The following is a 15,079-nucleotide window of genomic DNA, read 5'->3' on the forward strand; positions in this document are numbered from 1 at the left end:
GTTTCTATTGTTACTTCTTCTAATTGATGATTGTTTTCAGGCGAAGAGTTCCTTTTAAGCCCACTGAAGTAACTTTTAGTTTCACTTCACCTGCTTCCCGATTACTGCGGAGGATAATTTGCATACGTCCTTGATGCATCCGTTTGGTAGTGATGCCATTGAAAAGATCGGATGTATAATGGTCGCTGTTATCCAATGCTACTAACCGGGCAGAACCTTCTATTTGCAAGGTAAGCGGTTCGTTGTATGTCCACACGGGGTGTCCTTTTTTATCAACTGCTGTGACATTGATGTATTGCAAGTCCATACCATCGGCTTTCCAGTCGGTTGGTGTTTCCGCTTCTATCTTGAGTGCTACAGCTTTTTCAGCACTTTCAATGCGATGACGAGCAACTTCATTTCCATTTTTATCGCGGGCAATAGCCTCCAGTGAGCCACCATTGCCATATGGGACATCTTTCCAATAGATCATATTACGCAGATTGATCTTTGTCGTATCGTTTAGCTGGGTGCCTATACTTTTACCATTTACCAATAGTTCTACTGAGTGGGCATTGGTGTAGGTGAAGAGTGATTGTTTGCTGCCCGGTTCATAATTCCAACGTTCATTAAGTGTCATGCGCCCCACTATCACGTCATTCCAACTGACACTCTCGGCATCGGCTGCATCTACTACACCGATATGTACTTCCGGAACATCTGGCATGAAGGCGGATTTGATAAGATAAGCTTGGGGATAAGGATGCATGGTGTGGTCAAAGAATGAATAATTCCATCCTTTTTTGGGCCATTGGTTAGATTCTCCCCAGTATTCGGCAGAACCCCAATAGGCTATACCTACTGTGCGCTTTTTATCCATGTTATAGAAGGGCTCCAGTAATTTGTAGGTCTCGGCTTCACTTTGAAACAGTATGAGGTCTGGTTTATGCTGAAGATAAGCAGCGTACTTATCCGATTGATAATTGAATGAAGCAATTTCTGTGGCGCAAGCCAGTTCGGGCGGAACAAGGTAACTGTCGAAGTCTTTGTCGTGGCGAGTGATGGCACCGGCACGTGCAGGGAACATTGCAACTGTTGTCAGGTGGCTGTCATCAAAACGTTTCACTAATTGATTGAAGATGCGATAGGTGGTGATGCCCCAATCATTAATCCCTCTAAAACCTGCCCATCCTTCACGAATTTGCAATTCGTTACCTAAACTCCAAAGAATGATTGACGGACGGTTACGGTCACGTTTTATCCACTCTATAATCAGGTCAGACCAAATCTGAGTGAATGGTCGGCGTCCACCCCAATAATCATTATCACTCCATTTGTCTGTCAATTCATCTACAATGAGCATACCTACGCGGTCTGCAATTCGGGCGAAACTGTCACTGTAGGGATTGTGCGAACAACGAATTGTATTATAACCGAAAGCTTTCAACTGTAACATCATACGTTCAATAGCTCTATCGTAAGAAGCAGCCCCTAATGCGCCGAGATCATGATGGTTGGCATTGCCTTGTAGAAATATCTTTTCTCCATTGAGTTTGAAACCAAATTCAGGTGAAAACTCTAACTTGCGGATACCGAATTGTTCTGTAATACTGTCTACTACCATACCATCTGCTACCACAACCACATCTGCACTATACAGTTGCGGTGTATTGCACGACCAGAGTTGTGGGTTCTTCAAAATTATTGCAGGCAACTTTAACTCAGTACAAGTTTGGTGAGTATGTTTGGGCATGGTGTTATGGGCAGAACCCACTACTTTTCCTTCCGGGTTACGAATTGTAGTACGAACCAATACATCATGTTTTTGCCAACCGTCTACTTCCACCTGTACGGCAACTGTTGCTTTATCCGATGCAACTTCGGGGGTAGTAATGTAAATCCCGTGCCGTGCTATATGGGTAGGATTTTGAACTTGCAGATAAACATCGCGGAACAATCCGCCACCTGTATACCAACGAGAACCTTTTTTAGGACCGGTAGATGCATATACAGCTACTATATTTTCCTTGTCAAAATGCAGATAAGGAGTAAGGTCTGCTTCAATGCCTACATATCCATAATCCGTAGAGGCTATCTTGTGTCCATTCAGGTAGACATCACCTAAGTAGATGATTCCCCCGAAATCCATCACTACCCGTTTCCCTTTCCATAATGGATCTGCTTGGAAAGATTTACGATACCATCCCTCACACATTGGCTTGAAGCCGCGTGCACCGCCACCTGCCTTCGTCCAGGGTTGCTCAAACTGAAAATCATGTGGAAGGTCAAGAATACGCCAAGAGGAATCATCCAATGCAGGAGCAGCGAAATTAGTGCCCTTGTTTTCTTTTGTAACTAATTGGAATTTCCAATCGAAATTGAAGAGTGCTTTTTGTTGCGACACAAAACCTTCTAAAGGTGTGTTTTTCATGAGGGCTTTTTCCTGCACATTTTGGTATTGTGCCATGGTTACACTACTTGGAATAATTACTAAAAGTGAAGTAATGAGAAGGCTTTTCATCAGACGCATAATCTATTAAGGAATAAAGTTGGTTGAATTCGATTAATTATTGTTTCGATTGATATTTATATCGTGCAAATATCATGACTTTGAGGCTATTAAGGAATGGAATTTAGTTCAAAGAACTGCATTTTTGTACAAAGGTAAAAGTGTGTGAAGTTTGATTTCGTATTAATTATTAATCTTTCATCTTTACTTTAACAGTACATTCAGAGTGTTAATTGTCTCTTTTGTTCTTGGGATTAAGTTTTATACAAATAAATCCCTCTCTTAATAATCAATACTTCGGTAAAATTTTACCGAAACTTTAAAAATTAAACATAGAACCGGCTAGATCTGGTTCGATAATCCCAAAGAACCCATTGAAATATTGTCAATATATTATGCAAAGATTCGAATTGTGAAACACCCTAGAAATGAATTTTAGTTCAAAATCCTGTATTGCTGTGCATAAAGTGAGAAACACTTCTTTTTTATTCATTACATAACTAATATTTAGAATATTTCAAATAGTAATATTAAGAAATACTTTTCACTTAGCTTCCCTTAGATATATCTAATACAAACTAATATGGAGAAGGAAGAATCTTTATTCTAAAAGGAGATGCCGGCAATCCATAGGTGGAATATAAATTAAGAGGCATATAATTTTTGAACCCTAATTGTACATATACCGGTTCTGTGACTTTATCACTGTATACCTCTATTTTTTCTTTTTTTCCAATAAATGCAGCTTTAGCAGGATAGAATATACCATTTTTACCTGCCAGTTCAAAACCAATGAGAGGTTGGTTGTAAGTTGTCATTCCCATATCAGTGTAGTCAAAAGATAGTATGACTTTACTTCCTTTTATTTCGGCCGATTTATAAATGGGACCAGAATAAGGGATACCAGGTATGTTGTATGTTTTAGCTAGTACCCATAAGGCTAACCGTTTGCTGACATTGGCTTTGTCAGCAGGATGAATATGCTTAGCATCGCCAACATCAGAAGTAACTGCCATACCACTATTAGGAATAATTGTCATGGCTTCTAACTGTGCTTGGCGGAGTTCTGCAGCTCCTGTTGGTGATGCTTGCTTATCAGAATATTGATAAGGGGCTATCTGGACATAATAAAATGGAAATTCACCGAGTTCCCATTTATTTCTCCAGGATGCTACCATTTTAGTAAAAAGTTGTTTGTATTCATGAGGATTTAATACATTGCTTTCACCTTGATACCAAATGATTCCTTTTATGTTGAATGGATGCAATGGATAGATCATGGTATTGTATAATTTTCCTGCATGCACTCTTTTTACTTCATCCATTGATTTATTAGGATAAGTTGTTAGGTAGTCATTTTGGTCCATCCATCTTTCAATATTTGTTCCACCTGCTGCAGAACAAATTATTCCGATGGGAACTTGAAGAATCTTTTGGAGATATTTTGCAAAGAAATAAGCGATTGCACTAAATTCCTTAACATTGGCTGGAGTAGTTTCCAGCCATGAAGTGGACTGGCAATCTTCCATAGGGTTTGTACTTTCATTTCGGAAGACAGTAAGTAGACGAATATTATCTCTAGGGGATGCCATTACTATAGCATAACAGGAACCCATGATGGGTTGCCCTACAAATCCTTTGACCGGCATTTGTACGTTTGACTGGCCTGCGCATACCCATACTTCTCCGATTAATACATTAGATAGTACAATCGGTTGCCCATCCGATATTGTAATAGTATAGGGACCACCTGCCTCTGGTGTTTCAATCTTTATATTCCATTTTCCGTCAGAAGAAGAATGTTCGGTATAAGTTTTATTATTCCAAGACGTAACAATGGTAATTTTCTTGTGTGGAGTTGCCCATCCCCATAGATTGGTTTTGGATTTTTGTTGTAATACCATTCCATCTCCTAAAATGGAAGGCAATCTAACTTCTGCAGATAATGCTATTGTAAAGAATATGAAGTTAGCAAGAATAAATAATCTTTTCATGTGTTTCTTTTTTTATTTCATTTCTATAAACTGTTCGGTCTCTTTGAACTCATTATTTATAATAATTATAGTTTTAATGTCCAAATGCAAGATTCACTTATTATCTTCTTTCCGTTTTTTACTTCAATTTTAATTATGTTTTTTCCTGGTTGTAAAATAACATTGTTCCAAATGATACGGTTATATTTATCCCGTTTCTTTTTTTCTATTTTCTGTCCATTCATGTAAAGAGTGGCAGCCTCTAAATTTGTATATGCCTTTATAGACGTAATAGGGTAAATGCGTTCTGTGAATCTGCTATCACACAAATGAAGCATAGGTTCTGCATTCCAATTTGCTTTATAAAAATAGAAAGCATCTTTTTTTATTTGTCGATCATAAGTTACAAGTCCTTTATCATTCATTCCATCCCTATCTCCTTCTTTACGGATGACAGACTGGAAATCAGCAAATACCCATATAAATTTGGCCCATAAATAAGAACGTTCTGCTAGTGCTTCCCAGTTCTTTTCGTGGCTGATTGCCTGAAATTCTTCTGGATGCAATCTTCCTAATGAAGCTTTACTCTCATTTATAGGGCATCTATGTTGATGAATACTACCTCCAAAACCATATTCAGACACTCCTACCGGATAGTTTTGAGAATCAGCTTTTACCTTATCCATAAAACTACCAATCTGCTGACCGTCATTCCAATTGAAATATTTATTCCATGCTATTAAATCTGCACACCCCAAATAATTTGTCTGATTTACACAAGTTGCGAAAGTCGTCAATCTGGAGGAATCCAATTGCTTATAAAGGCTGTTCAATTCTTTAACAAATACGACAGGGTTGTCATAAGCCTGAAATGTTTTCTCATCTGTAATTAGAAGTTCATTGAATATTCCCCAAAAGCATATAGAGGGATGATTATAATTCTGATAAACCAGTTCTTTCAAAGTCTGACGTGCATTGTCATGTAATCCTTGATTAGAAACATAACCGGTATAGGCATATCCACCGGGACCGACAAACGGAATTTCAGCCCAAAGTATGATGCCGTTTCTGTCACATAGATCATGCATTCTTTTTGCATGCGGATAGTGTGTCAGACGTATTCCTGTAGCTCCTACTTCTTTTATTAATTCTATATCTTTGTCATAATCTTCTGGTAACAGGGCACTTCCTTTGCCCTCTACATCCTCATGGCGACAAAAGCCGTGAATATCATAAGGCTTTCCATTTAAGAAAAAACCTTTATCAGGATCTATGGAGAAATAACGGAAACCTGTTTGCTCAGTAACTTTATCCACTAGTCTATTTCCATCGTACAGTTCTACATTGACAGTGTATAGATAAGGATTGTGTTTAGCATCCCATAAAACGGGATTCTGGATAGTCATGGGCTGGTTTAGCTGCTCATCTGTAACCTCTGTTTCCTGACTTTTTACCGTCTTTCCAGTTGCGTCAAGTATGGTAGTACGTATTTTTAAGTTCGACTTTATTCCTTTTAATGAAAGTCTGCTTTCGACTACAAATTCAGCCTTTTTTTTCGAAATATTTTTTTGGTGTACAAACACACCGGAAGAAGCGAAAAACAATGGAGATATACAGTTCTCTTCTGTTACTATCAGGTGACAAGGGCGATGAATACCTCCATATACATTGAAATCTCCATTGATGGGTAGTACGTCTGTGCGATAAGCATTACTCACCCATACCTCCAAATCATTTTTACCCTTTTTAACTTGATCAGTAATTTCAGCGCAGAATGCAGTATAACCTCCTAAATGATGGGCGACTGTCTGGTAATTGATAAAAACATCGGCAACAGAATTTATACCTTCGAAAAAAAGAAATAAACGTTTTCCTTCCATCTCAGGAGAAATTGTTAAAGTTCTCTTATAAACCATCATCTCCCGATTATAGGATATTTGCCCCGGTAGATATTCCGCATTCCATGTATGGGGGATGGTGACGGGAATTAATGGAGCCTTTCTGACGGCACTGGTAATAGGTTTATATCCCCACTCCTTATCTAAAGATATAAACAAGCGAGGAGAAGTCTTAGCATATGATATTGAGCATAGCAGCAGTTCTGCAACTAGCATAAACAAGTGTCGTTTCATACTATAATTCTTAAATGGTTCATTTTTTAATAATCTTTATGTCTGGACTTAGATTTCTGAAATTGATGTCTTTGGATCCCTCTACTTTGAGATAAAGTTTGTTTTCGGGCAGGGACAACTCAATATTTTCCATCAGCAGATTTTTTCCTTTCAATACATGAATCTTATTCTGTTTTGATTTGATTGATAGATTTCGCAATGTGAAATTTTCAAAGTCATGCATGATGGGCATCAAATTATTACATTGCACTGTGCCATCCTCTATTTTTACGTTATTGATGGGCAGTTCCGGAATACCACGTGCTGAAATAAAGCAATTGGCAGCCTCAACAATGAAATTCTTGATACGGACATTTCTTACAGTGGGAGTGAGTGCAGTTACTGGTCTCAGTGGTAAACGGTTAGCCAGTTCGCCAACAAAATTATAACTTCCCAGCAAGTCCCATACGAGGACAGTTTTTGCGTCTTTTATTCTCAATTTCTCATAGAAAATATTCTCTGTAATTCCAGTACGTGGTCGACGGGTCTTAAAACGCAGTGGCATGTCAGTTCCGTCAAATACACAATTATAAGCATATATGTTTTTAATTCCACCTCCTGTTTCACTACCAGTTGTCAAACCACCATGACCGGCTTTGGCAAAACAATAGCGGATGATTACATTTTCAGTGGGGATACCCATACGTGCACCTTCTTCGTCACGACCTCCTTTTACAGCATAACAGTCGTCTCCGCAATTCATGGTACAGTATTCCACCAATACGTTCTTGCTGCATGTAATGTCCACACCGTCACCACTCGGAATCCCTACGGAATTTACCGTGACTCCACGTATGATTACATCCTCACATAATATCGGATTGACATTCCAGAACATGCATCTTTCTATGGTCATACCTTCAATAAATACGCCTTTGCACTGGATAGGTGCAATAACTTTTGGGGCGAAAAAATGACGTCCTTCCATACCGTCAAAGATACGTTCTTCTGTTTTTTCAGGGAAATCCTTTTCTATCCAAGCAATACTATTGGAGTTTTTACGTATCGGCGAGTCCATTGAAGGACCATAAATATGGCCTTTCCCAGTAATTGCAATGTTTTCTTCATTACAAGCATAAATAAAAGATCCGGAGCCCATAATCTGACGACCTTCGTGCATAGTGTATACACTTGGCAAATAATCTTTCGGCTCACCGGAAAATTCAATTTCCGCCCCTTTTTCCAGATAGAGGTTGACATTACTTTTCAGTATAATACGGGCCGACTTCCATTTACCTGAAGGAATGACTACTTTTCCCCCACCTTTCCGACTAGTTTCCATTATCAATCGGTTGACGAGTTCGGTTATTGGTTTATCGACAGTGGCACCATTATCCTTGATGTTTACAGAATAGTCTGGAAACTTAGGATATTGTAACTTAGGCATATTAAAAGGAACATCATGAAAAGGGGCGATAAATTGTGGCATGATTTCTGCTCCCACTTTATCGGGCACTGGTATATCCTTTTCTACTTGAGTTGCTAATAAATGTGAACTGAATAGAGTAATATAAATTATTAAACAAACTGTCTTTTCTGAAAACATATATGTATATATAAATAAATTGGTCATTGATTAATAAATACCCTTGTACATAGAAAACAAGGGTATTTATCAGTATACATTATAATCAGTTTAACGGGCCTGATAAATTATCAGGATTTTGCTCCAGAGCAGGATTGGAGTCTACGTCACTTTGCGGAATCTTCCATAAGAAACTTTTTTGGGGTACAAACTGTAATTCCTGGAAAAGGTACATGCCTTCAGCTACTCCACGCTTCATGAATTCTTTCAGCCTTTTCCCTAAGCGGTCTGTACGTAATTCATCATAATATAATTTTGCTTCGCCGATGAATTCCCATCCTCTTTCCTGAAATATAGCCTCATCTAGTTTATCCTGTCCCATATTGTCCAAAGCTGGAAGTCCTGCACGCTGATGCACCATGTTCAGTTTATCCAGAGCTTCGTCCGAACTGCCTAACTTGTTTTTTGCTTCCGCGTAGTTCAACAGAACTTCAGAATACCGTAACATGTAAATATTGGCACTAGGGCATTTCAAGTCTGCACTTGTTTGGTAATCATAAAATTTAGCATTTCCTGGAGTTGCAGAAACCCAATTCTTTTTACCTGGATAAAAACCATTATCAGATGCAAGAAACTCATATTTAGTTCCATTATAAAAAAACTCCGTTACAAAGGCGTCTCTGCGTGCATCTTTTTTATCATAGCTCTCCCACGCATAAATAGAAGGTCCAAAACGATGATAGAACATATATCCATATCCCGGAATAGTAAAACTATTGGCAAAACCAAACATTTGATGACACCAGTTTGCTTGTTTCGCTTCCGCTGAAAATTGTAATTCAAAGATAGATTCTTGATTGTTTTTTGCATTAATGTTAAATGCATACCATAAATCTGAATAGTTGCTTACCAAACTATATACTCCTGATTGGATGATTTTTTCACAATTGTCCACGCACTTCTGATAATATTCATTATTACCTTCCATAGAGGCCAATGTGAGATAAACTTCACTTAATAAAGCCTGAACTGCTCCTTTTGAGACTCTCCATACATCGTATTTATTAGTCCCACGAATAGGCAGATGTGCTTCACAATAGTCTAGATCTTCCAAAATGTAATCATACACTTCATCTATGGATTTACGGGGAATTTCTAAACCTTCTAAACTATTAGTGAACGTCTCAGGAATAGGAACTCCCCCAAATAAACGAACCAAAACAAAGTAAGTATATGCACGCATAAAACGAGCTTGTGCATAAATGCAAGATTTTGCTTCATCGCTAATGTCTATTTTTTCACCGCGTGCCAATACAGTATTAGTACTATTTATAGTAACATAAGCAGCTCCCCATAGTTTTGAGAATGTAGATGAGCTAGCATTATTTATATCATACCAGCAATTTATATAGTGCCCATTCTCTTTTGTCTGGCAAGGCTGTCCAAAATCAGTACATTCTTCAATGCGCATAATGTATGTATAATCACTCATCATACTACGAAACTGATTATATACATTTGTTAATCCTGCATTTAGCTGTTCTTCATTTTTATAAAAACTATCTGGATCAATAAATGTATAAGGCTTTTCATCCAAATTCGTACAACTGTTAAAAATGAGGAGTGACAATAAGGCTAGTCCTCTCAAAATATATTTTAATTGTCTCATAACATGCTATATTATAAATTAGAATTTTGCATTAATACCTAAAATAATTGATTTTGCCCAAGGATTACTTGTATCACCGTTTATAGGATTGTAGCCACGATGATTTGCAAATGTTACAAAATTCTGGAAGTTTAAGTTTACTTTCAATGACTTTACTGATTTAATTTTCAATAATGGAGCTAAATCGTAATTGACTTGAATGTTTTTCAGTATAAAATACTTCCAGTTGGAATTAGTTCTATCTGACAGATAGACATCATGTGCCCCAGCGGTAGGATAATCACCATCGGGATTTTCAGGACTCCACATATGTTTATATGCATATTGTGTTGGAATATGTACGTTATTTGATATCTGATTTTCGCCATACAATAAATAGCTTGTTAGATTGGCGTAACTCATGGCCCAGGCAGAATTGTTCGTATAATAATCTTCAGCCCCGGTTATGGAAGCATATTTATGACCACCCTGACCATAAATACTGATACCAAATCCTTTATATTCCATGCCAATATTTAATCCATAAAAATATTTAGGCTGAACGGAACCTAAACAAATGTAGTCATCTGAACTAATAGAGCCATCTTTATCAATATCTTCATACATTTCATCTCCTAGTTGCGCATTAGCAGCAGTATTAGGAACTTTCTTTTTATATTCTTCTAATTGTTCTTGAGTTTTAATGATTCCCAATGAATGGCGGGCATAAACTGCATCCACAGATTCTCCAACTTTTAAAATACGAGCTAGCCCACCTGCTTCATAACGGACGGATACCTCATCAACACCACCATATAATTCTTTTATTTTATTTTGATTATAGGTTATATTAGCTGAGGCATATAAATTAAAATCTTTATTTTGTATGATAGTTCCACCTACTGATAGTTCCCAGCCTTTATTAGTAACCTTACCAATATTACTCAAAATTCTAGAATAACCTGACGTAGAAGGAATAGGAACATCATATAGCAGGTCATTGGTATTTCGGATATAATAATCAAAAGCAATGTCCATACGATTCCATAAACCTAAATCAAAACCTAAATCGAGTTGAGTAGTCCTTTCCCATTTTAAATCGCCATTTCCAATAGATTCTTTGAAACCATAAATAACAGAACTACCATCCGTATAATTGGAACCTGTCAATTGTGCTAATGATTTGTAATTACCTATTTCCTGATTACCGGTAATACCAAAACTACTGCGGATTTTTAAATTTGTAATAACTTTATTTGATTTTAAAAATGATTCTTGTGAAAGGCGCCAGCCTAAACCTACGGATGGAAAATATCCCCATTTACTATTAGCTCCAAACCGAGAAGAACCATCCCAACGACTTGTAGCTGTTAATAAATATTTGTCGTCGTATACATAAGATACTCGTCCTGTAAATGAAATTAACTTATTACTATATTTATTTGTTGCCCATGAAACTGAACTTTTATCTGCTAACCCCATAGACCATGCGCCTGTTTGGTCGTTTTCGAAGCCGGAACCGGACAGATTGATGTCTTCGTAAGTGAAATCTTGCCATGAATATACGGCTGTTGCAGTTAAACGATGCTTATTCCATGTATGATTGTAAGTTAATATGTTCTCCATTACCTTACTAAACCGCTTATCCCAATTATTATAGCCATTTCCTTTCAGTCCGGATGCCTTATTTATGGCCGATTCGGAACTCACATAGTTATATTTACGGGTGTTTTTCAAATCAATGCCTAAACTCAAACGGTATTTAAGGTCTTTCGTTAATTGCATTTCTGCGAACAAACTTCCTAAGAAACGGTTTGTGGTAAATCGAGTAGTGGTTTCATTCATATCTAAAACTGGATTCCACGGATAAAGCATATATGTGTTATGCATAGAAGCTATATTATATGCACCATCTTCATCTTTTATTTTTTCGGTAGGCCATCCATATCTATAAATATCAATTAGAGCACTATCAAATACATCTTGAATGCTATATGTAAATTGGGTGTTGGCACCTATTGTTAACCACTTATTGAAACTATGTTGCAAATTTCCATGGAAAGTATATTTCTGATAATTCTGCGCTTTTAACAAACCTTCTTGATTATAGAAACCTGTTGACAGCATATAATTGGTTTTATTGCTACTTCCGTCAAAAGTAATACTATAATCTTGAAGCAAAGATGAGTTCTCTAAAATTTCTTTTTCCCAATTTGTATCGGTAGCATATGTAGAAGGATTATTCGGAAAGGGTACATTACTTCCTTGATTCTTGTAACCGGCATTCATGAAATTAATAAAATCTTCTCCGGAGATTAAATTGGCTAGACGCCCCGGAATCTGGACTCCAACTGAAGTATTGACTGAAAGATTCTTTGTACCACTTTTACCTTTTTTGGTGGTAATCATGACTACGCCATTTGCACCACGTGAACCATAAATAGCTGTTGAAGAGGCATCTTTTAATATCTCCATGGACTCTATATCGCTAGGATTCAAATCACTAATGTTTCCATCCATTAAAGGAAAGCCGTCAACAACATATAAGGGCTCGTTGCTGGCAGTAATAGAACCACTACCACGCACACGAATAGAAGGTGAAGCACCTGGCTTATTGTCATTGAAAACAGCTACTCCGGCTGCCTTACCTTGCAATGATTCCAAAGCATTTCCTACGACTGATGCAGTTAATGCTTCCGGTTTGATTTGTGCTGTAGAACCTGTCAAATCTGATTTTTTCGCTGTGCCATAACCAATTACGACCACTTCTTCTAAAGCTTTGGCATCTTCTTGTAAAATAATTGTTATTTCTTTTCTATTGTTTACTTGTAGCTCTTGAGAAACATAACCTATGTATGTTACTTGTAATAGAGCATTTGTCGAGGCTTCTAATATGAATCGCCCGTCTATATCTGTAATTGTACCTATTGATTGACCTTTAACTGTTATATTAGCGCCGATAATGGGCTCACCATTTGTGTCCTTTACGACACCTTTTATTTTGTTTTCCGTCTGCTGTACAGAACTATTTTCTTTTGCTTTGCTCATTAACATAATATTCTTGCCTTCCATGGCATAATAAATATCAGTTCCCTCGAATACCTTGTTCAGAACTTCAGCTACGGACTTGTTCTCTGCATTCACTTGTACAGTGCGTTTCAGATTAACTTCGTTCACATTATATACGAACAAATAATCGGTTTGCTTTTCTATTTCATTGATAACTTTACCTGTCGATATTTTATCTGCCATGACAGTCACTTTCATCACTTGGGAATAAGTTTCCGTGGCAAAAGCTGTTCCTGCAAATATGAACAGGATTAAGGTTGTGATTTTCATAATATGGAATAAATGTTTAATTTCTACAATAGATTCCTGATACAAAATATTTTTCATATATTTGCATTACTAATTTTAGGTTTTTACTTAAGATTATTTAGAGAAAAAAGTCAATGCATAATTGACTGTCTATGGGATGGTGTTGCAGCACTGTCCCATTTTTTTATTCGAGTGTGTTACTTCATAGGCAAAACGATTTTAAAAGGTTAATAAATAGTGATTACATTCTTCTCATCATCTTTCTTGTAGGTAAATTTATTATTCAGTCTGAGGACTCTCAAAACATGTTCTACTCCATCTCCCGTTCTGAATTTACCGGTATAACGATTGTTTAATATTTTGGTATTATTTACAATAATATCTACTCCGTAATATAACTTTAGCTTTTCCAGCATATCTTTGACGGATACATTGTTAAAGCAAATCAAGCCTTCACGCCACAAAAAGTGTTCAGGGTCTTTAATTCGTCCTTTTATCAGTTTGTTTCCTTTCAGACTTGCCATTGTATTGGGTTCCAACTTCATTCCGTTCATTGTAGTACCGGGACTTAAGATTTCTACTGCTCCTTCCAATAAGGCCGTTTCCCAGATACTGTCCGCTGCATAAGCCATGACATTGAATTCCGTCCCCAATACCTTGACATTACATTTATTGGTTTCTACAATAAAAGGCTGTTTTTCATTTTTAGTGACTGCGAAGTAGCCTTCACCATCCAGCTTTACATTCCGGATATCACCATTGAAATGTCCCGGAAAGGTTAACGTACTAAGCGAATTCAGCCATACTTTAGTACCGTCTGCCAACATTAGTTCGGCTCGCTGCCCGGCAGGTACATGTATGGATTGGAGTGATTCACTTTGTTCTGCCTGGTGCTTTTCGGACCAATAGTATGTACCTAATAGAACAACTGCGAATATTGCTGCAATTTTTGCAGTCTCTATCCAAAGTGTGCGCAATGTGAAATGCTTTTTTAACTGCTTATTTTCTGTTTTCACAGGTTCTGTGCGCCATAGGGCAATATCATGTAGCTTGCGCTGTGCCATATATTCGCGCATGTTTTCCGGACTTTCTTGCATCCACTCGGTAACACGTTGTTTTTCGGTTTCAGTGGCATTGCCGGATATATATATTTGAAGTAATTCGGAATTCATTCTTTATTGTGTTTTATATAGTAACGACTAAAGTGAAAACAACCCTAAAAGAAAATTGGAAAAAATGAAAAAAAAGATTTCTGCTCTCAAAAAGGCAGAGATACATGGCTGAATTTAATAATAGAAGAAGAAATAAAATAGAGGAAGATAATCTTTTAAGGTTATCCGTAATGCCTTTAATGCTTTTGATATATGATATTCCACTCCTTTTATGGAAATTCCCATCTGTTCGGCAATTTCTTTATTAGACTTGTTTTCGAACCGGCTTAGTAGAAATATCTGTCGGGTTTGTTCAGGAAGTAATTTCAATGTTTCCCGGATGATACTTTCTACTTCATCCGAGAATATTTCATTGGGATCGCATGACTCTAAAGTTGAAATACGAATAGAAAGTTCTTGTTGATGCCAATCGGCCATAGATTCAAAAGCTGTGCGTTTGACTTCTTCATGTTTCAGATAGTCCAAAGCTTTATTCTTTAATATGGTAAGTAGGAGCGGTTCTATATAATCTATTTTCTCTGTTTTTAGTTTCTCCCATAATTTAATCAACGAGTCGGAAGCAATATCTTCCGCTGCCAAATCATCATGAACATATGATTTGGCAAAGAAGAATGACTTCTTGTAATAAGAAGTATAGATCTCATTAAAAGAACTTACGATAGCATTGCTCATTGGTATGTCAGTTGTGCTTCTCATTATGTACATTAAAAAGGTATAGCAAAGTTAGCAATAAATATCTATATAACTTTATGCACTGTTGGAAAATCATTTGCTTTGCTAATGA

8 protein-coding genes are annotated in these 15,079 nt (G+C 37.1%); all 8 read right to left on the reverse strand.

What is annotated here, in order from left to right:
• Positions 1–19: 19 nt before the first annotated feature.
• The 8 genes from BWI44_RS15980 to BWI44_RS16015 all read right to left on the reverse strand — a co-directional run bounded on the left by BWI44_RS15980 (position 20) and on the right by BWI44_RS16015 (position 14,991).
• Positions 20–2,500, reverse strand: a complete 2,481-nt coding sequence (locus BWI44_RS15980) for a glycoside hydrolase family 2 TIM barrel-domain containing protein (protein WP_195209543.1) — start codon at positions 2,498–2,500, stop codon at positions 20–22.
• Positions 2,501–3,066: 566 nt separating this feature from the next.
• Positions 3,067–4,482 (reverse strand): sialate O-acetylesterase, encoded by a 1,416-nt coding sequence (locus BWI44_RS15985; RefSeq protein WP_195209512.1) that lies wholly within the window; start codon positions 4,480–4,482, stop codon positions 3,067–3,069.
• A 65-nt stretch (positions 4,483–4,547) separates the two neighbouring features.
• Positions 4,548–6,593 (reverse strand): glycoside hydrolase family 2 protein, encoded by a 2,046-nt coding sequence (locus tag BWI44_RS15990; RefSeq protein ID WP_195209511.1) that lies wholly within the window; start codon positions 6,591–6,593, stop codon positions 4,548–4,550.
• A 19-nt stretch (positions 6,594–6,612) separates the two neighbouring features.
• Positions 6,613–8,178 (reverse strand): glycoside hydrolase family 28 protein, encoded by a 1,566-nt coding sequence (locus BWI44_RS15995; protein ID WP_117694151.1) that lies wholly within the window; start codon positions 8,176–8,178, stop codon positions 6,613–6,615.
• Positions 8,179–8,263: 85 nt separating this feature from the next.
• Complete coding sequence (locus BWI44_RS16000; RefSeq protein WP_117694138.1) at positions 8,264–9,826, reverse strand: RagB/SusD family nutrient uptake outer membrane protein; 1,563 nt, start codon at positions 9,824–9,826, stop codon at positions 8,264–8,266.
• A gap of 18 nt (positions 9,827–9,844) precedes the next feature.
• Positions 9,845–13,201: a TonB-dependent receptor gene (locus BWI44_RS16005; RefSeq protein WP_117694142.1), complete on the reverse strand. Its 3,357-nt coding sequence runs from the start codon at positions 13,199–13,201 to the stop codon at positions 9,845–9,847.
• Positions 13,202–13,350: 149 nt separating this feature from the next.
• The gene (locus BWI44_RS16010) at positions 13,351–14,295 is read right to left on the reverse strand and encodes a FecR family protein (RefSeq protein WP_044533555.1); all 945 of its coding nucleotides are present in this window, start codon (positions 14,293–14,295) and stop codon (positions 13,351–13,353) included.
• A gap of 114 nt (positions 14,296–14,409) precedes the next feature.
• Positions 14,410–14,991 (reverse strand): RNA polymerase sigma-70 factor, encoded by a 582-nt coding sequence (locus BWI44_RS16015; protein ID WP_082074169.1) that lies wholly within the window; start codon positions 14,989–14,991, stop codon positions 14,410–14,412.
• Between the last annotated feature and the right edge of the window lie 88 nt (positions 14,992–15,079).

Origin of the sequence: Bacteroides sp. Phil13 (genome assembly GCF_001940965.1) — a bacterium.
GTDB lineage: Bacteria > Bacteroidota > Bacteroidia > Bacteroidales > Bacteroidaceae > Bacteroides > Bacteroides intestinalis.

What these genes read in the sequence shown, in the direction of transcription:
- BWI44_RS15980 (WP_195209543.1), bottom strand. Translation starts at nt 2,500, where the DNA reads ATGAAAAGCCTTCTCATTACTTCACTTTTAGTAATTATTCCAAGTAGT.
- BWI44_RS15985 (WP_195209512.1), bottom strand. Translation starts at nt 4,482, where the DNA reads ATGAAAAGATTATTTATTCTTGCTAACTTCATATTCTTTACAATAGCA.
- BWI44_RS15990 (WP_195209511.1), bottom strand. Translation starts at nt 6,593, where the DNA reads ATGAAACGACACTTGTTTATGCTAGTTGCAGAACTGCTGCTATGCTCA.
- BWI44_RS15995 (WP_117694151.1), bottom strand. Translation starts at nt 8,178, where the DNA reads ATGTTTTCAGAAAAGACAGTTTGTTTAATAATTTATATTACTCTATTC.
- BWI44_RS16000 (WP_117694138.1), bottom strand. Translation starts at nt 9,826, where the DNA reads ATGAGACAATTAAAATATATTTTGAGAGGACTAGCCTTATTGTCACTC.
- BWI44_RS16005 (WP_117694142.1), bottom strand. Translation starts at nt 13,201, where the DNA reads ATGAAAAATATTTTGTATCAGGAATCTATTGTAGAAATTAAACATTTA.
- BWI44_RS16010 (WP_044533555.1), bottom strand. Translation starts at nt 14,295, where the DNA reads ATGAATTCCGAATTACTTCAAATATATATATCCGGCAATGCCACTGAA.
- BWI44_RS16015 (WP_082074169.1), bottom strand. Translation starts at nt 14,991, where the DNA reads ATGAGAAGCACAACTGACATACCAATGAGCAATGCTATCGTAAGTTCT.